This window comes from Prolixibacter sp. NT017 (assembly GCF_009617875.1).
Taxonomy (GTDB): domain Bacteria; phylum Bacteroidota; class Bacteroidia; order Bacteroidales; family Prolixibacteraceae; genus Prolixibacter.
Genome location: NZ_BLAV01000001.1, coordinates 1,086,027 through 1,112,570 on the forward strand (window position 1 = coordinate 1,086,027; position 26,544 = coordinate 1,112,570).

The window sequence follows — 26,544 nt, forward strand, 5'->3', positions numbered from 1 at the left end:
CGATTCACCCCTCCAAACCTCCCCTAAAGGGGCGGCTTAAAGTCCCCTTCAGGGGATTTAGGGGTGAGCAAGCGGAGGCTTTACATGTAGCTTTCGAAATCCTAAATTTGAATATGTTAGTTCTAATGCAACCTTATAAAAATTAAAGACAATGACCGATCTTTCGACAAAATACATGGGATTGGATTTGCGCAATCCCATTATCGCCGCCAGTTCCGGCCTGACCGATTCGGTTGAGAATGTCGTAAAGCTGGAAATCAACGGCGCAGGAGCTGTCGTGCTCAAGTCGCTTTTCGAAGAGCAGATCATGATGGACATCGATGAGCAGCGCATGAACAACATGTATGGCTCGTACGACGACGTGGAAAACTACATCGGGTTCTACACCAAAAAACACCGCATCGACCATTACCTGGAATTGATTCGCGAAAGCAAGAAGAAGACGTCCATCCCGATCATCGCCAGCATCAACTGTGTGTCGGCATCGGAGTGGACCGAATTTGCCAGCCGCATCCAGGAAGCGGGTGCCGACGCGCTCGAACTGAACATGTTCATCATGCCTTCCGACGGGAACTATACCGGTACCGATATCGAACAGATCTATTTCGACATTGTGGAAGCCGTCAAACAGCACATCACCATTCCGGTGGCCCTGAAGATTAGCAATTTCTTCTCGGGGATGGCCAACTTTGCCATCAAACTGTCGGAAACCGGAATTTCATCGCTGGTGCTGTTCAACCGTTTCTATCGCCCGGATGTGGATCTCGAGAAGATGAAGATCACCTCGTCGGTCATTTACAGCAACCCCGACGAGAATGCCATGGTCCTTCGCTGGATTGGCATCCTGAAGGGAAAACTGGCCTGCGACATGGCGGCTTCGACCGGTATCCACGATGGAGAAACCATCCTGAAGAACCTACTGGTAGGTGCCAACGCAGTGGAATTGGCTTCGGCTATCTACAAAAACGGAATGGGCATCATTCCGCAAATGCTGACCGATATGACCAACTGGATGAAAGCACACAACTACAACTCAGTAAGTGAACTGATTGGCAAACTGAGCCAGCAGAACGTGCACAAACCGATGATTTACGAACGTGCCCAGTTCATGAAGTACTTTTCGGACGTAAAATAGAACCACCTGGGACTTTCTGTAAGGTCTGGTTGAAAAGATTGGAATTGAGAATTTAACAGTAACCTGGATTAGACCCCTAAAAACCATTCCTGAAGGGAGACTTAAAGTCCCCTTTCGGGGAGGTTTGGAGGGGAAAAAACGCGACTGCTACAATTTGACCGTTCTGATCAAAACCCAACCCCGATTTTTACGAAAGGCCTATTCAATACTACCGGGTGCCGCAACGACTTCCTGCTTTATAACGTTACTCTCTGTCGTTGCTGGTGCCCGGTTTGTTTTTATCTATTTCCTTCCTGTTCTATCCTACCGGGAAAAACGTAACTTTGCTGCTTCATTTGAATAATTACGGCAGTTAAGTTATGGCTATCGATCTGAGTAAAGTTCCTTCGCCCTGTTATGTGCTCGACGAAGGTTTGTTGCGGAAAAATCTCGAACTCATCCGGGGCGTGAAAGACGCGGCGGGTGTGGATATCATTCTCGCGTTTAAAGGCTTTGCCATGTGGAGCGCTTTCCCTATTGTTCGCGAATACATCAGCGGGGCAACGGCCAGCGGAGCGTACGAGGCCCGTTTGGCAGTGGAGGAGATGAAGTCGCTGGCGCATACCTATTCGCCTGCTTATACAGAGGACGATTTCGACGAGGTGCTCGAATGTTCATCACACATCACCTTCAATTCCCTTTCGCAACTGGAGCGGTTCCTGCCGGCCGTGAAAAACTATTCGCGCAAGATATCCGTGGGCTTGCGGGTCAATCCCGAATTCTCGGAAGTAGATACCGATTTGTACAATCCCTGTTCGCCGGGAACGCGTTTGGGTATCTTATCATCACAACTGGGTGACGAGTTGCCCGAAGGGGTAGAAGGCCTCCATTTTCATACGTTGTGTGAATCGAACTCGGTTGATTTGGAGAAAACACTGGCGGCGTTCGAAGAGCGTTTTGCCCGTTTCCTTCCCAGCGTAAAATGGGTGAACATGGGCGGCGGCCATCTGATGACCCGCAAAGGATACGATACGCAGCATTTGATTAACCTCCTGAAAGCTTTCCGCGAAAAATGGGATGTGCAGGTGATCCTGGAACCGGGCAGTGCGTTTGCCTGGGAAACCGGTGTGCTGAAATCGACCGTGGTGGATGTAGTGGAAAACAAAGGCATCCGGACGGCGGTGCTCAACGTGTCGTTTACGGCTCACATGCCCGACTGCCTCGAAATGCCATACAAGCCGCGTATTCAGGGCGCACACTTTGACCCGGTGGATGGCAAACCGACCTACCGCATGGGCGGAAACTCTTGCCTCGCCGGTGACTTTGTGGGCTACTGGTCGTTCGACGAAGAGCTGCAACCCGGCGATTCGATTGTCTTTGAGGATATGATTCACTACACGATGGTGAAAACGACCATGTTCAACGGCGTGGCCCATCCGGCTATCGGTATCTGGAACGACGAAACCGGCTTTCACTTGATGCGGGAGTTCAGTTATTCGGATTACAAGCAGCGGTTGTCGTAAGTTTCCACGGATGGCTACGGATTTTATTCACGGATTTACGCCGATAGGCTTCGTCGTTGCGGGGAAGGACGAAGGGGCGAAATGCTTTTCGGCCCGGAGGGGTAAAATCTTCATAGCCCGGGGTAAGGAGGAACGACGCCACCCCGGGATAAGAACACAGCCAGAGACAGAGGCGCACCCCCGAGCACATCGGAGCGGTCATGATTGAATATAAAGTCCCTGCGCCACACGTACACACCAACCTCTAAATGACCATTTCGTGCAATGACCACCGACGAATACCGCGTAGCGGTTGCAGTATTGTAGCCTCAGGCCAACGAGCGCAGGTATTTCCCTGTAGGGGATATACCTATTTCCGGTCCGATTAGATAAATAATAACGTGTAACACCTACGGCGTAAAGGCTTCCGATGCGATATTTCTGTTACAATACCTGATGCCCTATGGGCAACTCGGTTCATGATTGGCAGGCATTTCATTCTTAAACCTGAACATCCAACGCAAGCCGATAAGATTTCCTTAAAAGGCCACCATCGCAAATCCTTAGCAGTATCTATTCCTTACTTTTGGCATCGCTGCCGTGGTCTCTCAACTGGGCATCAAACCATACATGAAGCGCATCGATGACGGCAGCATCTTTCGAAGCAAATGTGAGCTTTGCGCCGTCCGGCAGTTGCTGATAGTCAACCGTAAACTTGCCTTTTGCTCCCGAAAGTGTTTTGAGTCCCGGCATATGCATCCCGTGAAGGGTTTTTGGGTCTTTAAAATTGGCCTTCGAAAACAAGATTCCTTCTTTGTGAAGGTGTTTTCGGATCAGCGAAATTTGCAACGTATCTGCCGGGTCTTTTGCCTTGATCCGTAAAACGCCGCCGTTGTTGGTTTTGATAAAGTAATGGGTGACTTTATTCATGTCGAACGGCATCACCATATGACTCCGGGAGTGTATCATTTCCTGTCGCTTCATCAGGGTCGAATCCTTCATTTGCAGGCATGGATGGTGATGGTTATCCCGGGCCAGTAGATTGCCGGAAAGAAACGGGCTTGCCAAAAACACAATGGCAAGAATGTATTTCAGTTGACCAGGCATTGAAAATCTTTTCATATTCGTCTCCTCAAGATTGTTCTGAATGATAATACTGAGACATATGGCCCGGAAAAAAGTTGAGTTTCCATTACAACTCTTTTGTTAAAGAAATTTAATCGGTAATGCTTTGGCGGTGGCAAAAAAGGATGTCATCCCTCGGAGGCATGCCATCATTAGCAACGCGAAACGACGAAACCGGTTTTCGGTTGGTGCGGGAATTTAGCTATTTGGATGAGAAGTAGCGGTTGTAGTAGGCGTATCTGAAATAGGTGAACGATTGAGCATAATAGCCGTAATAGAATGTGCAATTGTTAGCTCACATTATTGATTAAAAAAATCCTTAATTTCAGTTATCCAATTCATGACTTCGTAATTGGTTGTTTCAGATTTTACTACGTCAATGTATTTTTTTGCAAAATCATATTTATTATTGTCAGAATCAAAAAATCGTATTAAGTTTTGATATTCACTTGGTCTTAAGTCTAAAGCATAAAAAGAAACCACCTCTTCTTTGGTATCGTCTTCTTCAACAAATGACAGGAGTTCTTCATAATTACTTTTAAACTCTTTTAAAACTTGGTAGAATGCTTTGCCATTTAGAGAATCTTCAATTTCTGTTGGCGGTGCTTTAGGGTTTGAATTAATATTAATAAGATGTGTATCTCCTTCCTTGTTGATTAATCGTTTAATGAAAACATTTGATGTATTGTTAGTTTCAAACTGCAGCAAATCTGCATCAGTGTCCATAATAAAAGCAATTTTGCCTTTTATTTCTCGTCTAAACTCATCAATTGAAACAACTAGGTGTTCATAAATACGTTTTATCTCATTTGCTCCACCAACAGGAATAATTCTTAGATTGGAGCCATTTATTAAATCAGCGAAATAAAAATCAAAATAAATCTTTTCAGAACTGCCTTCGCAAATAATCCAATTAAAAGGATTGTCATCCAATATTGAAGATACAATTGATTGGATGAAATCATTCATGCTTTTCAATCTTATATCGTATGGTAAAACTCCTCGGGATTCTCTTATCTGTTGTTTTACCATTTCTCGGTAATTCTCAAGACTAATTAAATCAAAGAGATGATTTGAGTTCGGTTTAGTGATTGCAGTAACACTTCCTTTTTCAATTATAGGAAGAAATCCATACCAATGGGTCGTAAATAGAAACTGACGGGTTGAAATCGAGATTTCACTCATTTTTAAGAAATGTTCAAAACAAGCAGACATATGAAGTGAACTTTCTGGTTCATCAATTCCAATTAATAGATTGTCACTATTCTCCCTGTGATTTTTTATTAAACTGTGGGTAACTTCTATTATAGCTTTTTGTTTCTCGCCACTACTTAGACTTGATATCTCTAGCCAATGTTCTCCTTCTCTTTTATTAAGTTTTCGAATAGAAAAAAAAGCCTCAATGATCAATCTATAAATGTCATTCTTCCTTAGATTCTGTTGCCTATCAGTCGGAGTTCTAAAAGAATAATTACCCAGTTCACGAGAAAGATTAGTCAAAAAATCATTTAGGCTTCTATTTATCTCAGATATTTGCGTTTGCGGGACCCTCTGTTCAAGGACTTCATTTAAACTTTCGCCCATTAAAGCTTGAATCTCGGTCGTTTCAAGCTTAGTAAAAGTCGTTGGATCTATGTCTTTCGGGATATAGATATATTGAAATACGTTTTTTACTTCTTCAATGAGCGGTTTGAGAATATTTAACTGGTCAATATTTAGGCTATTAGTTTCAGGAGATAAGTCCGGTAATAATGCTAGTGCAGTTTTGTTACAATTAAAAATGCTTAAAGCACAATCATTATTATAATCTACCCCTAAAGGAATAAGGAAATAGTCATCCGAATTATATTCTCTTGAAAGTAATTCCCTTTGATTGAGAAATGATTTAATATGGACTCGATGAGCGTTATTTACATCATCTTCTGTGATAGTCCATACGGTGTTACTTAAAGCTTCAAATGCTGGCTTATTACTTGCTCCAATCTTATCTTTTTCAATTAAAAATATTGGAGTAATCAATGGTTTGGTGACAGATAACCCACTTCGTTTGGTTACTATGTTGTAATTCCATGGTTTATCATTGAAATAACAATCTAATGCCTCAAGTATCGTACTTTTGCCAATGCCATTATTGCCGACAAAACCACAAAAATTGTCTTTAGAAGTAATCGGAATATAGTTTATCCCTTGGTATGTTTTTATGTATCTTAAAATGAGTCCTATAATCATGTGATCGAATTTTTAATTAGTGTTGTTTTGAACTTTTGGCAGTAGTATTTTTAATATAAGCTAACGTAATTACAATTTTGTGTGTTTTTTCTTTTGGGGGCAAGAAGAGGCGCGATTTATACTCCAAATAGGATTGGAAAGAGCACCATTAAAAATCATGATATAAATATATCTCACGTTTGGTCAGGCTTTTGTTTTATGATTTTGTATGCCATTATTTTCTCACGTTTAGGAAGCTCAAATTAGCATTTTTTATCATAAAACAAACGCAAGGCACGGAGGATTTATTGCTAGCGAGGTTGAGGAGAGCCAACAGGGCGGCCCAAAGTTACACCAGTGAGAGTAGTTTCCGATCAATTTTCTCAGCCATTCAAAACCGATATCCAAACTTAACCGACATTTCCGGGTCGAGGAGTGGCGGGTCATAGGTTTTATTATCAACCGGAATATGGCGGTCGCCTCCCACGCGGAGACTCAATCCGGCCCACGGACTGAGATAAAACCGCTGCGAAAGATTGAAGATATACCCCATGCTTCCGTTCAAAAGATAAGTTTGATACGATGCCGTTTCGAGCCGTTGGTTGGTTTGAATCTTTCCATCCCACAAAACAAGGCCGCCACCCAGCCAAAAACCGGTCTGTTCTTTTTTCAGAAAATAATCTTCCAGCAAGGCATACGAACGGATGGTATTGTTCGTAAATCCATCCCGCACGATAAAGTCGGGCATATGCACTTTGGCAAAAAGCGCCCGGGTGCGCAAGTGTCCTTTCCCTGCCCAGGCGGCACCAAAGTACCCTCCGGTCAAATAAGGCAGCACATCCAGTTCAACGCCAGCTTTCACCCGTTCCTGTGCCCGGGCCGCATGAATGGAAAAAAAGGGCAGGAGAAGACACAAACATATCTTCATCGTCGTTCGGTGGGAGGCTCTCATCTTGCTCAGAGTTTTCATATGTCCTGCTTCGCGGTTTCGTTTCCACCGTTGAAAGTAGCGTTTTTTATTAAAAGGCAAAAGGACGGACAAACTACATCTCCATTGCGTTCGAAACAACCCAACCTTTTCAATCGGAACCATCGCACGACCGCTTTCCCTCCTATATTCCATATCCCCGGGTTGACACCCGGGGCTACCAATATGTCATCCCTACGGGATTAAATAGATATTGCGCACAATGCAGGATAAAAACGATTTTATCGGAAGGTGCGTGGGCCAGTCAAAGTAGGCCGGGCCGGCGACAGCGGGAATGATTTTGTGCGGGGATTAGAGGATGTGGGCTCGCAAAGACAAAATCGTGACGCGGGTTGAAGGATCACTTTGACTTGACTTTTTGGTCCTTTTGTGGCAAGACAAAAGGACAGACAAACGATGTTTATAAAAGAATGAGTTCTGATATGTGCAATGCATCAACGTTTCTGTTATCGGTGCCCTGCGACCATCAGGTTAAAGCCAGTTACAGGCTAATCACTTTGTCGGCGACCTTTTGCAACTGAACGATGTCCATCATGGTACCGGCGATTCCCGCTTCCATTTTGTCGATCAGATCGAAATGCCGCAGGCAGGTTTTGCAGGCCAGCAGTTTCACGCCTTTTTGCTCCAGCTCCTTCAGGATGTCAATCACCGGCGAACCTTCACAAATTAGTTTGACGCCGCCGTTATAGAGGGCAACGAAACGGGGCGGTTCCGCCTCTTCGTTCATCAGGTTCAGATAGTTGGTTACCAGTTGCAGTCCCAGCGCTTCGTCGCCGGTGCCCATGCCATATTGCGATAGCAGGAGGAGTGTGTTTTTAAGGCTTTCCATGAAGGCCGAATTTAATCAAAAAAGGCCAAAATGTTCCGGACATCAACTGCCCGCTACACAGCGAACGGTCCCCACCGGTTAGCCAAATCCCTGTCAGTGGTCTTGTACCCTGACAGTGGTTGGTTCATCAAGCCTTCGCACAGTTCATTGAATAGACCCGAATAGACCCGAATAGACCCGCAGCAGTGGCTAAAACATGTTAAGCATGCATACTTTCCCAAACGGGGCACCCTGAAATATGTTGAGGATACATATTTTTCTCCGGAGCGATGTCGGAAATATGTTGAGCATGCATACTTTTTTAAACGGCGCACCCTAAAACATGTTCCGGGTACATACTTTTTGGTGCGGGGCACCCTGAAATATGTTCGGGGGACATACTTTTTCTTACGACATACATGCCTTTACCGGCTGTTGTGCATACCGCTACGTCCACGGGCACATCACCAGACTGCGCAGACAGGTGGTGCAGTGATACTGGCTTAATGGTTGTGTGAAAACTTTGTCATGTACCGGTGGGTTCAATTAAATGCGTGCTATTAATTCTGATTTTAACCATTTAAAAGCTTCACTTTGATTGTACGTAACTCCAGGCCGCAAAAGGCCTTCCATGTCACCTGTAAACACCGCACTATTTTCTTTTTCTTCGATATTCAATAAAAACTCCTTCCTGCTCGGCGGCTTTTTGCCAGTTGCAAACGACGTGTATTCCTTAAAGCAAGTGATGATTTCCTCGTTGTTCAGGTCGACATTTCGCCTTGAATAATCCAGATCAAATAAGTCACGGCCTTTGCTTCGCTGGTACAATGCACGCAACTTGGTTCCCAGTAATTCATTGATTGAATAGGTTCGTATCCTGGCCTTACCCGAGAACCATTCACTTTCTACTTCAAAGGGAAAATCGCTCCATCCTAATATATTTAAATGCTCCTTGCAGTTGATTTCTAACTTTAACCGCATCCTTATTTCTTCATATTCCGATGTAAAACGGTATAAAGCCCTTGCTCCATGTCCCCGCACCTGTGTGTTTCTCGGCTCGTCAAAAAACGTAATCACTTTATTGAGCCGTTCCATTATTGGTTTTACCGGGCCTGGTTTGATTTGAACCAGGTCAATGTCTTCAGAATATCTTGGTGCAGGATGATGGTAAAACTTGTGCAAAGCAGTTCCTCCTCTGAACGCCAGATTATCGTGTAAGAAATCGTCCGAGAATATTTCCACTAACGTTCGGGAAATAATCAAATCCTGTTCGACCTGCGAAAATTCAGTCCATGGTGCCTGTTCCTGCCATTGGGCTATATAGGGCTTGGGTATCATAAATCGCTTTCCAATTTCACATTGACGTCTACTTTCCACTTATTATACACGGCACCCGGCTTTTTTTTTGACCCGGGAATTAACAATACCGGGAAAAAGTTCTTTTGTTTTAAGTGATTAAATATCAATTCCTGATAGTTCTCATACATTTCGAGCTCCTCAAGGAGGAACCCCAATCTTTGCAATGTACTTTTGTTTGGATACCAGCTTAAAAGTTCCGCTACATCATCTTGGGTTAATTCCTCTGTCAGCTCCTCAATGGTGGCAAGCATCCTGTTGATTCCGCCTAATTTTGTTTGGTGATGTATTAAATCGACAATGGTCCGGGCCGGACTTGAAATCCGATAAATTCCTGCATCTGATTTCTTTATTTGAATATTCTTGTCAGACCAATTACTTGTCGTAAAAAAACGGATATCAATATTATTTTTTGATATATCGTTCAATTTTGGTTTTTCAGTCATCAGGTAATCCCGTTGAATTTGTTGATGACTGGCACCGTGAAACCTGGCTGCTGAGAATAAACCTACATAGTAATTTCTTTTCAGGTAGTTAAAAAGCTTATCGCAATAGAGCTGAATGGGGAGTTTCTTGGCTGAAGAATATCTCGGAGTTATGATTAGATAAAATCCTTTTCGGAGATTGACGATTTCTCCTTTTTCCGTTAAACGTTCGAGCTCTTTTTTTAGAGGAATTTCTGTTTTTCCGATAACCCGGCGAATCTCCTCCAATGAAAAAGAGTATACTTCCTCTGATAAAAGTTTCTTTATGTAGGTTGCAATTGTCAATTTTAGTAAAATTTAGAGAAAAGTACCTTTTTTAGGTGATATTCTCAAATTATTACTAAGATTTGTTTGTTTAAATGGGAAGAAAACATTTGTTTGAAATTTTAAGAAGTTCATTTGTCTCTTAACGAAACTTGGTGAGTTGTTGTGCATACCGTTGCGTCCACGGGCACATCACCAGACAGCGCAGGCAAGTGGTGCAGAGTGCAATGTTTTGTTCTTCCGGTAAGTTCGAAACATCGACAAATTGCACGAAATCGATGCCCTGATGGTATAGCTGATGAGTCAGTTCGGACTGAATGGACATGTTGGTTGGTTTCGTTATTTCAGGATAAAGATACAAGAAGATACCGGTGTTTGACTGCTGAGGCTGAAAGCACCGGTAGTCAATTTAAACGCTGTTCGGCCTTTCATCTTTTGCCTTGTGAAAAACTTAGTGCTCTTAGTGGTAAAAGAATTAACCACGAGGAACACAAAGAAAACCCAAAGGACACTATTCGCCTGCACATTTAATGGAACACAGCGTGATTTTGGTGGTCGATTGAAACCGGAATTCAGATGCCGAGCTCCTTTATCCGATTTTTCTATATTTGCACAACAAGCCTGAATGGATGACACGAAAAATGGAGAACCCGGTCACGGGTGTGAAGGTTGAAATATTGGTCAGTACGGCGGAAAGCAACGGCGAGCTGTTTAAAATCCGCAGTACCATGAAAGCGCGGCAAATGAACCGGGCGCCGTATCATTACCACGGCCATTTTAGTGAGCATTTTCGTGTGGTGGAAGGGCAACTCAACCTGATTGTCGGCAAGAACAAAGAGCAATTAACGCTAGCGTCCGGCGAATCTTACCTGGTGAAACCCGAATGTCCGCATACCTTCTGGAATGAATCGTCCGAACCAGTGACGTACACCGTGGAAGTAACGCCGGCCAAACAATTCGAAGAAGCATTACGGCTTAATCATGCCTTGGCGGCTGCCGGGAAAGCATCCCCGAAAGGAACGCCTTCCAATATTTTTCACATGGCGATACTGGCGCAGTTGGGTGATACGTGGTTATACGGAATTCCTATCTGGTTGCAAAAAGCGGTGTTTTTTGTCGTGGCCGGAATAGCCAAAGGGTTGGGGATGGATAAGAAACTTCAGGAACTATTGCCGGGTGACGGAGATAAATAAACACGGTGTTGATACGCCGATTACAGAAACGAATTAGTGAAAAGATAAACACATGAAAAGTGTGGCCATCATCGGGGCCGGAGCAGCCGGCCTGACCTGTTTGAAAAGCTTATTGGAATACGGTATTCAGCCGGTCGTTTTTGAACGTAGTGACCGGTTTGGGGGATTATGGAAGATCAACGAAAAAGAGCAGGAATGCGACACGGCGGCTTACCGCTCGTTGATTACCAATACCTCGAAGCAGATGATGGCCTTTTCTGATTTCCCGTTTGAAAAGGAGGTCGCTGATTTTCCTTCGCGGGAAGTCGTTTCAAATTACCTGAAGAGCTACACCGAACAATTCAACCTGACCCGATACATTCAATTCAATACAAGCGTTATTCGTGCTGACAAACAACCGGACGGACGGTTTATTATTGAGGTTGAATCGGGTGGAAATCGCGAAACACAGACATTCGACTGGCTGATTATTGCCAATGGCCGCCACGAGAAAGTATCCATGCCGGAAATTGACGGACTGGACACATTTCCCGGAAAGGTTTTGCATAGCCGGGACTATTTCTCGCCGGAAAGCTTCGAAGGCAAGAAGGTGCTGGTCGTGGGAGCGGGGAGCAGTGCCATCGATATTGCTTCGGAAGTAGCGGATGTAGCTTCCGGGACGTTTTTCTCCATGCGGAGCCCGTCGTGGCTGGTGCCCCGGTTCATCGATAACAAGGCGTATGATTTGCAGCTGACCAAATTGTCGGCCAGCCTGCCGAAAGCAGTGCGGGAAAAAGCTTTCCGAAGCAAGCTGATGAAGGCTTACAAACAGTATGATGATGAGGCCATCCGGCAATATTTTGGGACACCCGACCACTCTCTCGATTTGGAGAAACAACGGTTTGTGCCGAATGATTTGTTGTTGAAACGGTTGGAACAAGGGAAGCTGGACGTCAAGCCGGTGATCCAATCGGTTTCCGGCAATGAGGTCACGTTTGAAGATGGCAGCACCGAAACGGTGGATACCCTCATTTTCGCCACCGGCTACCAGATTGATATCCCTTTTATGAAACCGGCCTTCACGGGAGTGGAGAACAACTACGTTCCCTTGTATCAGCAGATATTTTCTCCGGTAACGCCGAATCTTGCCATGTGCGGCATGTGCTATATTGTGGGCCCGATTCTACCGGCCCTCGAGATGCAGGGAAGGTACATTGCCGAAGTGATTGCCGGGCATACGCAGCTTCCGTCTCCGGAGTTAATGGAAAGGGAAGTGGAGAAACACCGTCAGCTTTGTGAGGAACGAAAAGTCAATCCGATGCGGGTGCAAACGCTGACGTACCTCGATACCATCGCCCAAATCATCGGCGTAGCTCCGAAGGTATGGAGCAACCTGAGTAGCCTTATCCAATTACTGACCGGACCGGTGGTGGCAGCCCGCTACCGGCTGAATGGCCGCCAAAGTAAGAAGGAGCTGGCTCAAAAGGTGCTGAAGGATTTGATGAAGAGAGTTTAAATGTATGCAGACTCACCTCATGCGTACGTCACCTAACAGCGAAAAAACGTAAATTTACATCTAAAGTGTTATGCCTGGCAGAGAACCGGATGAGCCGGGTGAGGAGTCAAGGTAACAGGTCCTCTGTGTCCGGGGCTCTCAGACCTGTCAGGTTGATAAACTCATTATAGTCTGCGATGGAGGAACAGAACAGAGTCAGAACCATTCAGCATGTCACATTGGTTGGTTCGGCAGTCAATCTGCTGCTGACAGCCGGAAAGATCGTCGCTGGAGTCGTCGGTAAAAGTTCAGCGATGCTGGCCGATGGCGTCCATTCGTTGTCGGATCTGATAACCGATATAATCGTACTGGTTTTTGTGAGGATTTCAGGGAAAAAGAGGGATAAGAATCACCGGTACGGACATGGGAAGTATGAAACCTTTGCCACAATGCTTATCAGTTTTGCGTTGCTGTTTGTGGGCATCGGGATTTTATGGACCGGAGCCAGGAAAATAGTGGCGTCGTTTCATGGCGTCGTCATCGAACAACCGGGTTATATTGCGTTATATGCAGCGCTGATTTCCATTGTTAGCAAGGAAGGCTTGTATTGGTATACAAAGATCATCGGTTCAAGGGTCAACAGTCGGGCCGTGGTTGCCAATGCCTGGCATCACCGGTCGGATGCGTTTTCTTCGGTGGGGACCGCGTTGGGCATTTCGGGGGCTATCCTGCTGGGGGAAAAGTGGCGGGTTCTCGATCCGATTGCGGGCGTTATTGTTAGTTTTTTTATTCTGAAGGTGGCCTGGGACATTGCCCATCCCAGTATCCGGGAGCTACTGGAGGAGGCTCTGCCTGACGAGACGGAGGAGGTGATTTCCGGGATTATCCGGACGACCCCCGGTGTGAAAGATTTTCACCAGGTACGGACCCGCAAGATTGGTGATATCATCGCCATCGAGGCACACGTCAAGGTTGAAAAAACGTTGACGGTGGTCGAATCGCACCATATTGCCACGGCCATCGAAAGGTCGATTCGGGCGAAATTCGGGCGCCAGACCCATATCGGGATTCATATTGAACCGTACAGTGAAAGAGCTCCTGAAGACCCAAACGACACTGGGACATTGGATATACAATGAGTGGAACGTTAGATGTCCTGCATTTTAGCAAGTGTGGCGTGACAACCATCTGACTGAACGATGACAATACCTGGCAAACTCACCATTCGAAAGAAAATCAAACGATGCTTAAAGACGGAGTTGACTAGTTATATGGACTTAAAAAAATGGAGAAAGTTGGAGTAAAGATTTTAGGTGTTGGCTAAAACATGAATTTAATCGGAATTATATAATATGATTTTACAGGTTTCCCATTAATTTCCGCGGGGGTCCAATCAGGCATTAATTTGATCAGGCGCAAAGATTCTTCATTAAATCCGCGACATCCATCAAGACCTCTGATAATTGTATAATCAGATAACTTTCCTGTTTTATCTACCAATACCCTGACTAAGATGTTCCCGACACAATCATCCTGACTTGGCCAAATCATGTGTTCACTGACAAACATCGCTATGCTTTTCCGGGTATCTTTTACGCCTTTATATACGAACCGGGCAGGTTTATCAACCTTCCAATAGCGGGCTGTGGGATTACTTAGCTGTTTACATTTAAAATCGGTATAAGGGATTTGAAAAAGGAGTGAAAAGCTTATTCTAATTGGAATATTTCTTTGTGTTGCGGGAGTCCAACGTGGCATTAGCTGTAAGACCCGTTTGATTTCGTTTTCAATTATACTGTCTTTTAAAAATCCGGGAGCGCGGCGGGTGTATTCTGGATTTATTTTGATGCTTGATACTTGCCCTGTGCTTTTTATCACAAAGACCGAATAGACTTTTCCGAAATCTTTCTGCGAATTAATTATATTGAAATTAAGATTAGTCTCTATAAAACACCACAAGGAATCCATCCCGCCCGGGAATTCAGGAGGAGTTTCAAAATAATCTATGATCGACTCACCGTAATTAGTTGAATCTTGTTTAATCGTTTCATTGGTCTGTGAAAATACGTTGAGTACAACTATCGTTAATAATATGATGGTTGGCAAGTATTTCATTTTATTAATTGTAGTAGAGTAAACTGTGAAATTTATGTCCAGGGACCTGATAAGCCCTATTACTTCCGATACTTCTTTATCACCAGGTATTTCAGTTCTGTATCGCCCACGTTGCGGATGCCGTGCATTACTTTCGAAGGGCAATAGAAACGGGTAGTTGGATCATCAAGTTTCCTTCAGGTTATTCTCCGGACTTCTTACGTGCTGTACAAATGCTTCGGCATAGTCACATCCGAACTCCATTCCGCGAAATACTTCCATTCTCGCATGATCATTCGGGTACCATTCGTCGACTTTCTGACTGACGTGGGTATAACAAGCCTGGTGTTTTTGCTGTATCACACTGGTGATATCGATGTAATCGGTAGGCGTGAAGTTCTGTGACTGAGCGCCGGTCATCACTTCACCGAAATAGAGCGAAGGTTTGGTTTTCATCCGTAACCAGGCATCGTACACCAGGTTGGAACAAATCCGGTGGTCGCGGTGCGTATCGATGGGCCAGTGGGTGATAATGATATCCGGGTTTTCCTTTTCCAGGAAATCATAGATGGGTGCGTATCTTTCTTTCGTTATTTCGGTATTTCCGTCGATTTGTCCCAGGAACTCAGGGCGACATTTCAGAATTTTGCAGGCCGTTAGTGCTTCGGCGGTGCGGATTTTAGCCGCTTCTTCGTGCGATTTTCCTTCGATACCAGCTTCGCCTCTTGTTAGGTAAGTCGAAACCACTTCGTGCCCGGCATCGGCGTACAAGGCCATGAGGCCGCCGCACATGGTTTCCGGGTCATCCGGATGGGCGCCAACCACTACCACTTTCTTCTTCTTTTCAGATGGAGTAGCTGTAGCGCTTCCCATCGCATTTGCCTGGGTGATTCCCATCGCCGCACCGATGGTGAGGGGTACCGTCTGGGCCAGGAATTGCCTGCGTGAGTTTTTAGCCATAACGTTTGGTGTTTAGTTAGGAACCTAAATGTAGTGGAAAACTCGCAAACATCAAGTTATTTGGTTTGACGTTGGGCTTTGAAATGTTCTTATTCCTTACCCGCTTTTAAATGATATACCCGGTATGCTCTCGGCTTTAAGGGCGGTAAATCGTCTGTTGGTTGATCGAGATAGAAGTAGGCGGTAGAGGAGACATCGTCGGAGCGGTAAAAGTTCGTCCAACCATTATAGGGGATGGCTGCCAGATTCACTACCGTATCCTTTTTGTAGATGAGATGCAGCGTACGGCCATCGTGGATGGTCACCGGTATCAGATTTGCTCCTTTTTTCTGCAGGTCGATTACCTGGGCTTTCGGAGCTCCCCCGATTTGCTGAATGGTTACCCGGCAATCGGAATCAAAATAGATGGGGTCGGGGATGTGATAGCGGTAGAAGGCCCATTGCTTGTTTTTACTGTCGGCAATGGTGCAGCCCGAGTACCGCGTGATGAATTGGCCTTGGCCCCAAGCCGTACCGATGTAATCTTCCGTTCCGGTTCCGGCCAGTGTGGGATATTTTGTATCGCCGTCGAGGTACATTTTCACTTCCCCTTCGCCCCACCACGAATCTCCGTAGGCCGGGTTGGCATTCACCCCGATGTTGGTTCCCAGGAAGCGGCCTTTGCCCGATACATCGGGAAGGATGGTATAATCGACACCCGGCGTGGTGGCGGTGTCCCGGTTCCAGTAGCAGTGGAAATAGAGGTTGTCCTTTTTCCAGGGTGTCAGCAGGTAATCGATGTCATAGAACAGGGCCGAAACCGGTTGGTCCGATTCGTTGGTGAGTGTAATCTTTGCCCCGGTTTTGAATGGCATTTGGATGAAACTAACGAACGAGCGCCCTTCCGGGTCGGCAAACAGTTCATTCTGGAAAGCAGTCATCCGGCCCAAACCTACGCCAAAGAAATCGCCGAAAGGAGCGGAGACGGCCGGTTTGCTTTCACCGTCCCAATACATATCGATTCGAAGCGAACGCAGCATTTCCGGACTCCGGTCGTTGATGGTCACCCACATCCGGTTGATGACGCCGCTGCCTTTGATGTCCATTAACACCCGGGTGGCGCCGGCGCCGATGCTATCCTGCGGATGTCCTTTCGCCCCAAAGTTCTCCATGCCGCCTTTGCCTTTTTCGCCGTGCGGGTTCTCAAAGCTAATCCAACGCGATTGGGTTTGCTCCGGGAAAGAGTACATCGATTGACCCCGCTGCTCTGCCTTTTGCTGGCAGGAGACCAGGAAGAGGAGTGCGAGAATGAGTAAGTTACCGGTGTGTTTCATGGCGTATGGGTTTGGTTGTTTTTTTATGTACGGTTGTTATTTTCTCCAGTTTTCATAATCAACTAGGTGAATCAACTCCTCGATAACAATTCTTACGTCATCTTTAATGTCATCTAAGTCATTCTTGCGTGCAATGTATCTCCTGTTGTGGGCAGATTTATCACCTATGTTTTTGATCTTAGGTAAGCTGGTTTTCGCATTTCTTCCAACGTTCCATGCAGGCTCTTTAAGAAACTCCGCAATAAGGTCGCTGAGGAAATAGAAATTGCCGTCCTCTCTTTTTATTAGGCTCTCGTTACCATGCCTTTCGAAACACTCAATAATTAAAATCTCGATGAGTTTTCGAGTCAAAACAGAACAACCGTCATATATGCCTATGTTATAACTTGCTAGGGATTGGTTGGCTATTGTCTTTAAATATCCCCTTGTATTGTCGAATAACTCTATTGGGAAAAAGTTTGAATGTACCTCAGAGGGCAGAGCAGGAGCCCCTATTTGTTCATCTAAGGATTGTTTGAATGTTCTTTCGAGGTAATATCGGTTACTGTTTTTCTTGATAAACTTTTTCCCTTTACCTTTTGATCTCGATGATAAGTATGATGGGATATTTGAGTATGGTGGAAGATGTGACGAAAAAAAACAATCTAAGATATCCTTAGCAATAAAGCCGTCTTTTTTTTCTTTGATTAAAAGAAAATAAGCAAATAAATCTATTTGCTTACTTGAAGGCAGTTGGTCAAAATCTTCAACTTTTTCAATAAATGTTTCAAGCTCTTTCATTCACTATTCGTGTTTGGCTAGGTCATATTTTATAGCGTTTCTACCCTGTATGGATAATCCAATGTTTTCCATCGTGTCAAATTCAAGCCATCCTTTTTTGTTTTTAGTATCGCTAATCAATTGATAAAGGCTCTTGGGAACGCGAATATTCAATTTCTCAAACCCTGTGTAAATGTGATCTGGATTCATAGATTCCAATTCAAGAATTTCTTTTAAATAGTAGACTATGACTAAAATACGCTCTTTCATAGAGTTCATCTTATAGCCCTCTGCGAAGTCCATCAAACTTTGTTTCCCTTCTGGGTGTAAATTTAAGTTGCGATCAAGTTTAAATCCTTGTTTTACGCTGACTTGCTTTCTATTTGATTTTTCCTTTTTGGTTATACTGATTTTTTTTGTCGTAGATACGACTTTGTTGCCCATCGAGCTTTTCGATTTTCCATCAAATATTTCGTGAGCTTTCATTTTTCCTTTCTCCAATAGGATAAAGTTTGTGTCATTGGTAGATTTAATGTACTGAGCTTTTACAATATTTTTGATGTATTGGGACAAGCTCTTTCTTTTATTGTCCGTATACCTATTACTATCTCTATATAATTGTAAAAGGTTGGCACGAGTAAATTCCTTAGTTCCTCCCTCAGAAGCATAGTAAATATAAACCAACAGCCAATCCGTTTCATTCTTGGCTAAGTCTCTTAATTTTACATCTTGTAAAGTTGGAATTTCATTCAGGTCAATTACAGTATTGGCATGCTGTTCTATCTGCGGAATAGGTTTATCCTCTATCGGCTCGGCTTCCTGTAACGTTTGCACATTGATCTTTGGCAACAAGTCATTTGTGATAAATAACTTGAAGGTTTCAAATTGTTCTTTTACTACTTCTTGATCCCCTTCTAACTCGAATTCTAGCTGATGCAATTTGAATTTCATTCTCAATTTTTCGTTGTCTGCCATATTTTTTTAGTGTTGGTTAGTAATCTTTTATATCGAATCGATATTTTTCCTAGTATTCTGATTTCATCATATCGTGTGGCTTAATTTCATCCGCCAGTTTTACGACGTTCAAATTAGCAAAAACATACCATATCCCCATCGCATGATATGGGCTATTTATTAACTTAAAGTTGATAACCAGCATTAAAAAGGACGAAAACGGCGGAGTAAAAGCAAGGCAGAAGATTTATTTTTCGAACATTTTGATATGTTGTTCGGCAGTTTAAGGGTATGATTTGAAGAATTATTCCTAATTTATATTCCGAAAGAAACCAACAGATTATGACAATTAAATCGAAAGCCGAACTCCACTTGCGACCACATTGCGTAATTCCATGCCGGTATTTATTCGTCGTGAGTGGAGTACCTGAGCGCCGCTAGCCAACCTGCTTTTTTGCCAACCAAGATATCAATTCCGGGTTATCACCGGATTTTCCAGTAATCTTTTAAAACGTTTAATATGTCTATATTATATAGTAAGACCCAGCGTGTAAACCCACGCGATCTGCAAGCTCCGAAAAGATGGTACATCACCCCGCAACGGGTAGGGCAGAAGAGTGAAAAGGAGATAGCTGAAGCGCTTAGTAAGAACACGACTTTAAGCCGTGGAGAAGCCAGCCTGGTACTGGACGAATTGCAGACCGTTATCATTAGCTCGTTGCTCGATGGTTACACGGTGCAAATGGGCGACTGGGGCTCGTTCCTGTTAACCGTTAGCAGCGAAGGTGTCGACACGGAGGCCGAATGTACCGCCGATAAAATCAAAGCGGTGAACATCCGGTTTCGTCCCGGTAAGGAGATGAAAGAAGCCGTTGCCAAGGCTTCGTTCACTCCTCGTTAATCCACTTATGTACTCCCGGAACCCGCCAGTTCCGGGAGTTTTTTCGTCCCTTTTTCCCTCCCGACTTTCCCTTCGTGCTTTGTCACTGCCTGCTTATTCCAGTTCGTTTTTTACCTTTCTCAGGAGGAAGCGGAAAGGAGAACCGTATTAAGCTCCGACGAGAACCGTATTAAGATGGTAGGGAGAACCGTATAAAGGAGGTAGGGAGAACCGTATAAAGATTTGATGAGAACCGTATAAAGATGACAAGAGAACCGTATAAGTTTTTGAAGAGGGTTTTTAGGCACAAGAAAAGCCCGTTGGACCCTGTCCGGTCGGGCCTGCTATTTCTCTGCCATTGCTCTGCAAAGTGTTAATGCTTTTTATGCTTTGACGAATTCCCTCTGTCCTTGTTTTTCATTTTTGCATGGGACGGTTTTTTGCCTGCTCCATTCCCTTTCTTTGAACCTGCATTATTCTTTAGTTGATGGAATTCGGCTGAGCCGGGCTTGATACCTACTTGTCGGGCAATATAACCCCAGCCTCTGCTTTTGTTGGTTCTATAGGCCGATATGACGTTGTCCAGCGGGACTCTTGCTATCTTCGAGATTTCCAATGCCAGGTATATCTCACCAGGTGCCATGTGTAAGCTCCCTCTCATATAGTCGATTTTCTTTTCGGCAACGTTGTACGATACATTCATATCTGCTTTAAAGGTGCCAAAATCGGCACTGGCATGTGCATTGATGACATTTAAATCCAAATCCAACTGCGAATTCCCGGTCCTGAAGGATATTTGTGCAGATGCTGAATAAAAGCCGAATACAAGAACTAAGAACAATAGATTTTTCATCATATATCATTTTTGTTTATCACTTTAAATCTGGTCTGTCGAGTCTATAGCAATCCGGACTTCCGGGTTTCACATTTTGATGTGGTTCAATTCCAGGAGTCCGTTTTATGCTGGTCAAATTAACAAAACTTATTGCAAACCGAATGTGCGGCAGTGGCTATTTATGCACACGGGTTTGTGGACAAATGGAGATAATGCCAGGGCAGCCTGAGAAGAAGCCGGGCAGGAGAAAAGAGATGAACCGGAGTGGAAATTTATTCGCTGGCTAATTGAGTGGCCGCATACTTCTACTCACCCCATCCAGACTGCGTCTGAATTGCCCCTCTCTACGAGTAAAGAGGGGCGGGGCCGGTGGTTCCATCAACGTTCGGTTCCAATAGCTTTGCTGGTGAAATTCTTATATTTTGGAATTATAGTGTAGAGAACTTGCAGTGTCTCAAGCCCTCTCTATGTTAGAGAGAGTTGGGTGAGTAGAAAAAGATTTTGTCGGATGAGACGGTTGATGTTTACCCAAACCAACCGGGACGGATTCGGATCATCCGTCTTTACCAGTAACCAAGAGAGCGATTGCCCGCAGGGCATCCGGTATTGTAGCCGAGCGTTGAATTGAAGTGGGTTACTCCGTAGGAGTTATACATTAAAAATACCTTTAACCGGAATTGATGATTGGTGCATCCCCTACGGGGAAATGTCAGCGCTTATCGCCTCTGTTCTACAATACCCAAACCGCTACGCGGTATAATGCTTCGATTATGGATTGGCTGATGATTTCTACTCACCCCATCCAGACTGCGTCTGAATTGCCCCTCTCTATGTTAGAGAGGGTTGGGTGAGTAGATTATGACGGGCAATCATGTTTCTCGCACCAACTCCAACTCAACTTCTCCGTCCGGTGTATCTCTTACCTCTTTGAAGTTGAGTCGTTCGAATAGCTTTCTTGCGCTATGGTTTTCGGTTGCTGTGGCCGCCCAGATGCGGCTGAGCTTCATGTGCTCAATGCCAAAGTTAATGGCCAGTTGCAGGGCGGCGGTCATAAAACCTTGTCCCCGGAACTGAGGCAGCAGAACACACCCGAGTTCTCCTGCGCCTCCGTAGAATCCCCGGTAATAACCACACGTGCCAACGATATGGCCGGATGCATTATCGATAATGCCCCAGTGGATGGAGTTACCTTCCTGGTAATCGTTTTCGATTTTCTCCTGCATTTCCGTCGCTTCTTCCGTGGTTGAAGCTTTGACGGCGTCATAGAAGGATATATCAATAATGGCATGAATATCGGACGGTAGAATTTGTCGCAGGGAGACTTTGTCACCCGAAATGTTCGGGAACGTATCGTAGGGAGGTAAGTTCATGTGGTTTTTTATGTAATTGAACCGGGCGCTTCTTAAAGGATGTCATCCCTCTGAGGGATGACATCCTTAGCTCCACTCCGGGAACTGCGTTTTGTTCAGGTCGAGGGGGGCAATGGTCCGCATATCGGATTCGGTCAATTCGAAATCGAAAATGTTGAGGTTTTCCATCCGGTGTGCATTCTGCGACGAGCGCGGAATAGCAATGATGCCTCGCTGGTAATGCCACCGTAAACTCACCTGTGCATTGCTTTTGTTATACTTTTTGCCAATGGCCGCCAGCGTTTCGTTGGTGAAGAGTCCGTTGCGGCCTTCGGCCAAAGGAGCCCAGGCTTCCATTTGTATCTTGTGCGGCTTCATGTAGGCATGGGCTTTGTTCTGCTGGAAGAACGCGTGCGATTCGATTTGATTGACGGCGGGCGTAACATCAAAACCGGCCATCAAATCATCGAGCTGGTGTGGCTCGAAATTACTGACCCCGATCGCCCTGATTTTGCCTTCCTTATATAGCTCTTCCATTGCTTTCCACGAACCTTTTACATCGCCGCGTGGCCGGTGAATGAGATAGAGGTCGAGATAGTCGGTTCCCAACTTGTCCAACGATGTTTGAAAGGCTTTTTTCGCTTTTTCATAACCCGAATCATCGACCCACACCTTGGAGGTAATGAACAGTTCTTCACGCTTAATACCACTTTGCCTGATGCCGGCACCCACGAATTCTTCGTTCCGGTAAACCGTGGCTGTATCGAGCAGACGATAGCCGAGTGAAATCGCATCGGCAACACTATCCTTGCATACTTCACCGTTCAGTCCGTAGGTTCCGAACCCGAGGATGGGCATCTTCACACCATTGTTCAGCGTGACATTTTCAATAGATACTTCCGACAGACCGGTCGCACCGAATAACCGGGATGTTCCCATTCCCATGAACATGGCGGTACCGGCAAAGGCAGCGCTGGTCTTCAAAAAGTCGCGACGTTTGATCCCTTTGTTGTGATTTTTCTGATTCATCTTCGTCTTGTTAGTTTGATTTTGCCTCAAAATACTAATATTTCGTCACAAATGAGGTGGACACACTCCTCACCCCGTTATTTCCCTTTCTCTTCGGATATCTTATCTTAATAAGTTCGTTGCCAGTAAATTTGATTTGAGTATCCGGAGGGGGCGTAAGCGTTATAGAGATGACCATTATTTTAAATAATTCTTAATAGAGAACGATTATTGCAACTTTGGATTAGTTTTGGAACCAGAAATCTTCGATGGATATAAATTTTCAAGAATGAAACGTTTTTTTAAGAGTTACTGGAGCCGGATTGTTCCCTTTGTCTTCCTGGCACCTTTCCTGATGTCGTGGGGAACCTTTGGGCACGAACACATCGACCGCGCTGCGGTGTTAGCACTTCCTGCTCCCATGCAGACTTTCTTTTTCAATCATATCGACTTCATGACTACGGAGTCGACAGTTCCGGATATCCGTAAATATACGTTGCGTTACCAGGCGGAAAAACCCCGGCATTATATCGACATGGAAAACTATGGAGCGTTGGATAGTCTTCCGGCTACCCTGAAGGAGGCAGAAGAGAAATATTCACCGGAGTTTCTGCAGAAGAACGGAATATTGCCCTGGTACATTGAGGACATGATGAAGAAGTTGACCACCGCCTTTAAGGAAAAGAGCAAAAACGAAATTCTGTTTTTGGCGGCTGACCTGGGGCATTATATCGGCGATGCCCACATGCCGTTGCATACGTCGGTGAACCACGATGGTCAGCTCACCGGCCAACGGGGGATTCATTCCTTCTGGGAATCGCAACTGCCCGAAATGTTCGGTGACCAATACAACTACAACTGCGGTCAGGCGAAGTATATCAAGAATATTCACCAGGAGGTGTGGAAGATTCTCCGCCATTCGCACCAATTGGCCGATACGCTGTTGCTGGCCGACCGGGAACTGAAGAAACACTTCAAAGGGGATGTGTTCGAGCGGGATGCTTCGGGCAAAATCCGTAGAAATAAGTATCATCAGCCCATCCATTCGGTGGCCTATGCCAAGGCTTACAACAAGGCGTTGAACGGAATGGTGGAGAAACAGCTTCGGAGTTCAATCATAGAAACAGCCGATTTCTGGTACACGGCCTGGGTAAATGCGGGAAAACCGGACCTGACTAGTCTCGACCCGGCAGAACAGACCAAAAGAAATCAACCGGAACTTAAGAGGGAACTTCAGTTGTGCCATCAGGGCAAACTGACCGACCTGAAAAGCAATAAGGAATTTTAAGCGATAAGCTTAACTTTTAAGCAGGGAATCATCATGTCGAACAGGGATTTCAACCCCACGATATGTTGGTTCCCTGTTTGTTTTCTATACCCTACGGTTTTTCTCCGAGGGTTTTCAGCAAATCATCTTTGTAATTAGCTCCTATCGGGATGAGCTGGTCGGCTATTTTCACCTGGTTGCCATCGATGTACTGGATTTCGCTTAGCGCGATAATGTAAGACTTGTGAATGCGCAGGAATTCTTCTGCAGGCAATTGTTCCAGCATATTTTTGACGGTATCGTGAACCACCAGGCACTCTTCAGTGGTGAATACTTTGATGTAGTCACCAAACGACTGCAGATAATCTATCTCGTCGAAATTGACCTTGTATACCTTCTTATCTGCCTTGAGTAAAATAAACCGGTTGCCTGCCGCTGTTTTCATGTTCGCGAAATTGATTTTCTCCGCCGCCTTGTTGATGGCTTTCAGGAATCGTTCGAACGAGAATGGTTTGACGAGGTAATCAACTGCATCCACTTCAAATCCTTCGATGGCATATTCGGGGTAGGCGGTAGTAAAAATAACCAGCGGCGGGTTACTTAATGTTTTAACGAACCGGACTCCCGAAAGTTTGGGCATGTTGATGTCCAGAAAAATGAGCTGAATATCGTCGTTCTGCAACTTGTCGTTCGCCTCAAACGCATCGAAACAAATGTCGACCAGTTCGAGCATGGGGCTGTCGGCGATGTATTTCTTCAGTACATCCTGCGACAGCGGTTCGTCGTCAACAATTAAGCACCTGATTTTCATTTGACATGGTTGATGGTTAGTTCCACTTTGAAGGTTTCTTCACCGTCTGTAATTTTTAGCTGATGGGCGCCGGGATAGATCATTTCAAGCCGCTTCTTCACATTGGCTAATCCAATTCCTTTGTATTCCTTTTTCTCCACGTCGTCGGTTATGCCCTTGTTGTTTTCCACGATCAAGGTAACGTGGTCTTCCATCATCTGCAAATCGATATGAACAAACGATTGGCTGGTAGCACCTTTGATGCCGTGTTTGAAACTGTTTTCAATTAACGGGAAAAAGAGTAACGGGGCAATCCGGACATTTTCCGGGTCACCGGTTATTTCAAAGGTAATGGTTGCCCGGTTGTCGGTCCGCAGTTTCTGCAGTTCGATGTAATCTTTCAGGTATTGTATTTCCTTGGATAATATAACCCGGTCGACATTGGCTTCGTAAATGATGTACCGCATGATGTCGGAAAGCTTCAATACAATTTCCGGTGTTTTTTCGGAATGGCTCAGCGCAAGTGAGTAGATGCTGTTCAGGCTGTTGAACAGGAAATGCGGGTTGATTTGTCCCTTCAATGCTTTCAGCTCGGTTTCTGCCTTTTCCTTCTGCAACTGGCTCAGGCGGTGTTTGGCTTCCGACAGTTCGAACCAACCTTTGGAAAGCTTGAGCAGGCTGGTAATCCCGATAAATACCACCACAAATTTGATGATATCGAAGAACTCGTAATAAGAAATGAAGTAGTATCCAGGTAAGAGGTAGCTAACCCATTTATCGAAAAAGAGCAGGTTAAAACCGGCGGAGGTCGCGATGACTGCTACCAGTAGTATTCCGTAAAGGAAATATCTTTTGGGGCTTAAATACCGGGGTATCAGAATGGATAGATTGATATAGATACCGGGAATGATGGTAGCTAGAAACAGGGCCGTATAGATAATGTCAATCTTTTCAATTTTCCCGGAAGGGGTAAACAGGTTTAGCAAAACGTAATACGAAACCAACCAGAACAGGATGTGTTGTACCAACCTGTTCCGGTAGATCGTTTTTATTTTGTCGAAGCTCATGGCTGTACCCGTTTCAAATAATAACACATGATTTCTTCCTTGTCTTTAGCACCGGGATTATCTACAAAAGCGTTCGGGTCGTTTCCGTATTTTATCAGGAACTTTTGCAGCTCATCCGTCGATGCCGTTAAGATATAGGAATCATCCTGATACTTTTTGTGAATAGTTTCATGTGAGATACGGATTTTATTGTTTTTAAGCAAATCAGCCAGCCAGGCCTCGTTGAACCATTTGATGCTCAAACTGTCTTTCGATATTCCTATTTGGGCAATGCTATGTGCCTTTACCAAATGGAAAGCGGTTAGATCAGGAACATTGAGATCGTCCGGGTAAAAATCGACGTATAGCTGGTGGTTGAGCTGAAACAGATGGACGACAAACTTCGATGTGCCATCTTTATCGGTATACGAAACCGAATAATTATTCTGCAACGAATCGGCAGGATTGCCCGGAATTGGCCCTCCTGGATGATGTACTGTTTGCTTAATGGTCCATTTATTCGATTCCTGGTCGAGCCAGGTTCCTATCAGTTCCTTTTTGAAGATGACATCTTTTGCCTTATAGAAAGGATGAAGCGACTTGACGATACAGCTGCTGACGATTACGGCAAGCAGGAGAGTTAACAGGAGCATTTTTGTTTTCATGGCTATTGAATTTAGTGGTTAAACAATCTGTAACCAAAGTAAATTCAACCGGGCTTTGCAGGCAATTTTTTTCGATGAACATGCTTGTTTCTTCGATGAAAAGGAAA

The 26,544-nt window shown here is 44.8% G+C and carries 25 protein-coding genes; 7 read left to right on the plus strand and 18 right to left on the minus strand.

Annotation, left to right across the window (positions count from 1 at the left end; all coding sequences use genetic code 11):
• Positions 1-151: 151 nt before the first annotated feature.
• On the plus strand, positions 152-1,135 hold the full coding sequence (locus tag GJU87_RS04480) for a dihydroorotate dehydrogenase-like protein (protein ID WP_153638403.1): 984 nt from the start codon (positions 152-154) through the stop codon (positions 1,133-1,135).
• Positions 1,136-1,494: 359 nt separating this feature from the next.
• Complete coding sequence (gene nspC / locus GJU87_RS04485; protein ID WP_153638404.1) at positions 1,495-2,637, plus strand: carboxynorspermidine decarboxylase; 1,143 nt, start codon at positions 1,495-1,497, stop codon at positions 2,635-2,637.
• A gap of 552 nt (positions 2,638-3,189) precedes the next feature.
• On the opposite strand, the gene GJU87_RS04490 is transcribed toward nspC, so the two are convergent.
• The 7 genes from GJU87_RS04490 to GJU87_RS04520 form a co-directional block, all read right to left on the minus strand.
• Positions 3,190-3,738: a hypothetical protein gene (locus GJU87_RS04490; protein WP_194831439.1), complete on the minus strand. Its 549-nt coding sequence runs from the start codon at positions 3,736-3,738 to the stop codon at positions 3,190-3,192.
• Positions 3,739-4,041: 303 nt separating this feature from the next.
• Complete coding sequence (locus GJU87_RS04495) at positions 4,042-5,970, minus strand: AAA family ATPase (protein WP_153638406.1); 1,929 nt, start codon at positions 5,968-5,970, stop codon at positions 4,042-4,044.
• Between the two features lie 370 nt (positions 5,971-6,340).
• The gene (locus tag GJU87_RS04500; protein WP_153638407.1) at positions 6,341-6,901 is read right to left on the minus strand and encodes a hypothetical protein; all 561 of its coding nucleotides are present in this window, start codon (positions 6,899-6,901) and stop codon (positions 6,341-6,343) included.
• Positions 6,902-7,418: 517 nt separating this feature from the next.
• Complete coding sequence (locus tag GJU87_RS04505; RefSeq protein ID WP_153638408.1) at positions 7,419-7,766, minus strand: DsrE family protein; 348 nt, start codon at positions 7,764-7,766, stop codon at positions 7,419-7,421.
• 525 nt (positions 7,767-8,291) lie between these two features.
• Entirely contained in the window at positions 8,292-9,083 is a 792-nt protein-coding gene (locus GJU87_RS04510) for a nucleotidyl transferase AbiEii/AbiGii toxin family protein (protein WP_153638409.1), read from the minus strand.
• Positions 9,080-9,871, minus strand: a complete 792-nt coding sequence (locus tag GJU87_RS04515) for a type IV toxin-antitoxin system AbiEi family antitoxin (protein WP_153638410.1) — start codon at positions 9,869-9,871, stop codon at positions 9,080-9,082. Before GJU87_RS04515 ends, GJU87_RS04510 begins: the two co-directional genes overlap by 4 nt.
• A 121-nt stretch (positions 9,872-9,992) precedes the next feature.
• Positions 9,993-10,175 (minus strand): hypothetical protein, encoded by a 183-nt coding sequence (locus tag GJU87_RS04520; RefSeq protein WP_153638411.1) that lies wholly within the window; start codon positions 10,173-10,175, stop codon positions 9,993-9,995.
• Positions 10,176-10,479: 304 nt separating this feature from the next.
• Here GJU87_RS04520 and GJU87_RS04525 point away from each other — a divergent pair, with 304 nt between their 5' ends.
• The 3 genes from GJU87_RS04525 to GJU87_RS04535 all read left to right on the plus strand — a co-directional run bounded on the left by GJU87_RS04525 (position 10,480) and on the right by GJU87_RS04535 (position 13,656).
• Entirely contained in the window at positions 10,480-11,043 is a 564-nt protein-coding gene (locus GJU87_RS04525) for a cupin domain-containing protein (protein ID WP_153638412.1), read from the plus strand.
• 52 nt (positions 11,044-11,095) lie between these two features.
• The gene (locus GJU87_RS04530) at positions 11,096-12,538 is read left to right on the plus strand and encodes an NAD(P)-binding domain-containing protein (RefSeq protein ID WP_153638413.1); all 1,443 of its coding nucleotides are present in this window, start codon (positions 11,096-11,098) and stop codon (positions 12,536-12,538) included.
• 176 nt (positions 12,539-12,714) lie between these two features.
• Positions 12,715-13,656, plus strand: a complete 942-nt coding sequence (locus tag GJU87_RS04535) for a cation diffusion facilitator family transporter (protein WP_153638414.1) — start codon at positions 12,715-12,717, stop codon at positions 13,654-13,656.
• A gap of 181 nt (positions 13,657-13,837) precedes the next feature.
• Here the strand turns inward: GJU87_RS04535 and GJU87_RS04540 are convergent, their stop codons facing one another.
• The 5 genes from GJU87_RS04540 to GJU87_RS04560 form a co-directional block, all read right to left on the minus strand.
• Positions 13,838-14,632, minus strand: a complete 795-nt coding sequence (locus tag GJU87_RS04540) for an energy transducer TonB (RefSeq protein WP_153638415.1) — start codon at positions 14,630-14,632, stop codon at positions 13,838-13,840.
• Positions 14,633-14,797: 165 nt separating this feature from the next.
• Positions 14,798-15,571, minus strand: a complete 774-nt coding sequence (locus tag GJU87_RS04545) for a PIG-L deacetylase family protein (RefSeq protein WP_153638416.1) — start codon at positions 15,569-15,571, stop codon at positions 14,798-14,800.
• Positions 15,572-15,660: 89 nt separating this feature from the next.
• On the minus strand, positions 15,661-16,884 hold the full coding sequence (locus GJU87_RS04550; protein WP_153638417.1) for a glycoside hydrolase family 172 protein: 1,224 nt from the start codon (positions 16,882-16,884) through the stop codon (positions 15,661-15,663).
• A gap of 36 nt (positions 16,885-16,920) precedes the next feature.
• Positions 16,921-17,664: a hypothetical protein gene (locus tag GJU87_RS04555; RefSeq protein WP_153638418.1), complete on the minus strand. Its 744-nt coding sequence runs from the start codon at positions 17,662-17,664 to the stop codon at positions 16,921-16,923.
• 3 nt (positions 17,665-17,667) lie between these two features.
• The gene (locus GJU87_RS04560) at positions 17,668-18,618 is read right to left on the minus strand and encodes a hypothetical protein (RefSeq protein ID WP_153638419.1); all 951 of its coding nucleotides are present in this window, start codon (positions 18,616-18,618) and stop codon (positions 17,668-17,670) included.
• A 499-nt stretch (positions 18,619-19,117) separates the two neighbouring features.
• Between GJU87_RS04560 and GJU87_RS04565 the strand changes: the two genes are divergently transcribed.
• Positions 19,118-19,498 carry an HU family DNA-binding protein gene (locus GJU87_RS04565; protein ID WP_153638420.1) on the plus strand — a complete coding sequence of 127 codons (381 nt, stop codon included), beginning with the start codon at positions 19,118-19,120 and terminating at the stop codon, positions 19,496-19,498.
• A 352-nt stretch (positions 19,499-19,850) separates the two neighbouring features.
• On the opposite strand, the gene GJU87_RS04570 is transcribed toward GJU87_RS04565, so the two are convergent.
• The 3 genes from GJU87_RS04570 to GJU87_RS04580 form a co-directional block, all read right to left on the minus strand.
• Positions 19,851-20,333, minus strand: coding sequence for a hypothetical protein (locus GJU87_RS04570; protein ID WP_153638421.1), 483 nt, complete (start codon positions 20,331-20,333; stop codon positions 19,851-19,853).
• An 848-nt stretch (positions 20,334-21,181) separates the two neighbouring features.
• On the minus strand, positions 21,182-21,682 hold the full coding sequence (locus tag GJU87_RS04575; RefSeq protein ID WP_153638422.1) for a GNAT family N-acetyltransferase: 501 nt from the start codon (positions 21,680-21,682) through the stop codon (positions 21,182-21,184).
• A 66-nt stretch (positions 21,683-21,748) separates the two neighbouring features.
• Positions 21,749-22,690 carry an aldo/keto reductase gene (locus GJU87_RS04580; RefSeq protein ID WP_153638423.1) on the minus strand — a complete coding sequence of 314 codons (942 nt, stop codon included), beginning with the start codon at positions 22,688-22,690 and terminating at the stop codon, positions 21,749-21,751.
• A 268-nt stretch (positions 22,691-22,958) separates the two neighbouring features.
• Here GJU87_RS04580 and GJU87_RS04585 point away from each other — a divergent pair, with 268 nt between their 5' ends.
• Positions 22,959-23,957, plus strand: a complete 999-nt coding sequence (locus GJU87_RS04585) for a zinc dependent phospholipase C family protein (RefSeq protein ID WP_153638424.1) — start codon at positions 22,959-22,961, stop codon at positions 23,955-23,957.
• A 91-nt stretch (positions 23,958-24,048) separates the two neighbouring features.
• Here the strand turns inward: GJU87_RS04585 and GJU87_RS04590 are convergent, their stop codons facing one another.
• The 3 genes from GJU87_RS04590 to GJU87_RS04600 are packed head-to-tail and all read right to left on the minus strand — an operon-like array spanning position 24,049 to position 26,437.
• Complete coding sequence (locus GJU87_RS04590) at positions 24,049-24,747, minus strand: LytTR family DNA-binding domain-containing protein (protein ID WP_153638425.1); 699 nt, start codon at positions 24,745-24,747, stop codon at positions 24,049-24,051.
• Positions 24,744-25,793, minus strand: coding sequence for a sensor histidine kinase (locus tag GJU87_RS04595; protein WP_153638426.1), 1,050 nt, complete (start codon positions 25,791-25,793; stop codon positions 24,744-24,746). The genes GJU87_RS04590 and GJU87_RS04595 overlap by 4 nt, the downstream gene beginning before the upstream one ends.
• Positions 25,790-26,437 (minus strand): hypothetical protein, encoded by a 648-nt coding sequence (locus tag GJU87_RS04600; protein WP_153638427.1) that lies wholly within the window; start codon positions 26,435-26,437, stop codon positions 25,790-25,792. Before GJU87_RS04600 ends, GJU87_RS04595 begins: the two co-directional genes overlap by 4 nt.
• Positions 26,438-26,544: the final 107 nt, after the last annotated feature.

What these genes read in the sequence shown, in the direction of transcription:
- GJU87_RS04570 (WP_153638421.1), bottom strand. Translation starts at nt 20,333, where the DNA reads ATGATGAAAAATCTATTGTTCTTAGTTCTTGTATTCGGCTTTTATTCA.
- GJU87_RS04540 (WP_153638415.1), bottom strand. Translation starts at nt 14,632, where the DNA reads ATGAAATACTTGCCAACCATCATATTATTAACGATAGTTGTACTCAAC.
- GJU87_RS04490 (WP_194831439.1), bottom strand. Translation starts at nt 3,738, where the DNA reads ATGAAAAGATTTTCAATGCCTGGTCAACTGAAATACATTCTTGCCATT.
- GJU87_RS04585 (WP_153638424.1), top strand. Translation starts at nt 22,959, where the DNA reads ATGAAACGTTTTTTTAAGAGTTACTGGAGCCGGATTGTTCCCTTTGTC.
- GJU87_RS04580 (WP_153638423.1), bottom strand. Translation starts at nt 22,690, where the DNA reads ATGAATCAGAAAAATCACAACAAAGGGATCAAACGTCGCGACTTTTTG.
- GJU87_RS04560 (WP_153638419.1), bottom strand. Translation starts at nt 18,618, where the DNA reads ATGGCAGACAACGAAAAATTGAGAATGAAATTCAAATTGCATCAGCTA.
- GJU87_RS04600 (WP_153638427.1), bottom strand. Translation starts at nt 26,437, where the DNA reads ATGAAAACAAAAATGCTCCTGTTAACTCTCCTGCTTGCCGTAATCGTC.
- GJU87_RS04545 (WP_153638416.1), bottom strand. Translation starts at nt 15,571, where the DNA reads ATGGCTAAAAACTCACGCAGGCAATTCCTGGCCCAGACGGTACCCCTC.
- GJU87_RS04510 (WP_153638409.1), bottom strand. Translation starts at nt 9,083, where the DNA reads ATGATACCCAAGCCCTATATAGCCCAATGGCAGGAACAGGCACCATGG.
- GJU87_RS04595 (WP_153638426.1), bottom strand. Translation starts at nt 25,793, where the DNA reads ATGAGCTTCGACAAAATAAAAACGATCTACCGGAACAGGTTGGTACAA.
- GJU87_RS04530 (WP_153638413.1), top strand. Translation starts at nt 11,096, where the DNA reads ATGAAAAGTGTGGCCATCATCGGGGCCGGAGCAGCCGGCCTGACCTGT.
- GJU87_RS04480 (WP_153638403.1), top strand. Translation starts at nt 152, where the DNA reads ATGACCGATCTTTCGACAAAATACATGGGATTGGATTTGCGCAATCCC.
- GJU87_RS04520 (WP_153638411.1), bottom strand. Translation starts at nt 10,175, where the DNA reads ATGTCCATTCAGTCCGAACTGACTCATCAGCTATACCATCAGGGCATC.
- GJU87_RS04505 (WP_153638408.1), bottom strand. Translation starts at nt 7,766, where the DNA reads ATGGAAAGCCTTAAAAACACACTCCTCCTGCTATCGCAATATGGCATG.
- GJU87_RS04575 (WP_153638422.1), bottom strand. Translation starts at nt 21,682, where the DNA reads ATGAACTTACCTCCCTACGATACGTTCCCGAACATTTCGGGTGACAAA.
- GJU87_RS04535 (WP_153638414.1), top strand. Translation starts at nt 12,715, where the DNA reads ATGGAGGAACAGAACAGAGTCAGAACCATTCAGCATGTCACATTGGTT.
- GJU87_RS04495 (WP_153638406.1), bottom strand. Translation starts at nt 5,970, where the DNA reads ATGATTATAGGACTCATTTTAAGATACATAAAAACATACCAAGGGATA.
- GJU87_RS04525 (WP_153638412.1), top strand. Translation starts at nt 10,480, where the DNA reads ATGACACGAAAAATGGAGAACCCGGTCACGGGTGTGAAGGTTGAAATA.
- GJU87_RS04590 (WP_153638425.1), bottom strand. Translation starts at nt 24,747, where the DNA reads ATGAAAATCAGGTGCTTAATTGTTGACGACGAACCGCTGTCGCAGGAT.
- GJU87_RS04555 (WP_153638418.1), bottom strand. Translation starts at nt 17,664, where the DNA reads ATGAAAGAGCTTGAAACATTTATTGAAAAAGTTGAAGATTTTGACCAA.
- GJU87_RS04565 (WP_153638420.1), top strand. Translation starts at nt 19,118, where the DNA reads ATGTCTATATTATATAGTAAGACCCAGCGTGTAAACCCACGCGATCTG.
- nspC (WP_153638404.1), top strand. Translation starts at nt 1,495, where the DNA reads ATGGCTATCGATCTGAGTAAAGTTCCTTCGCCCTGTTATGTGCTCGAC.
- GJU87_RS04550 (WP_153638417.1), bottom strand. Translation starts at nt 16,884, where the DNA reads ATGAAACACACCGGTAACTTACTCATTCTCGCACTCCTCTTCCTGGTC.
- GJU87_RS04500 (WP_153638407.1), bottom strand. Translation starts at nt 6,901, where the DNA reads ATGAGAGCCTCCCACCGAACGACGATGAAGATATGTTTGTGTCTTCTC.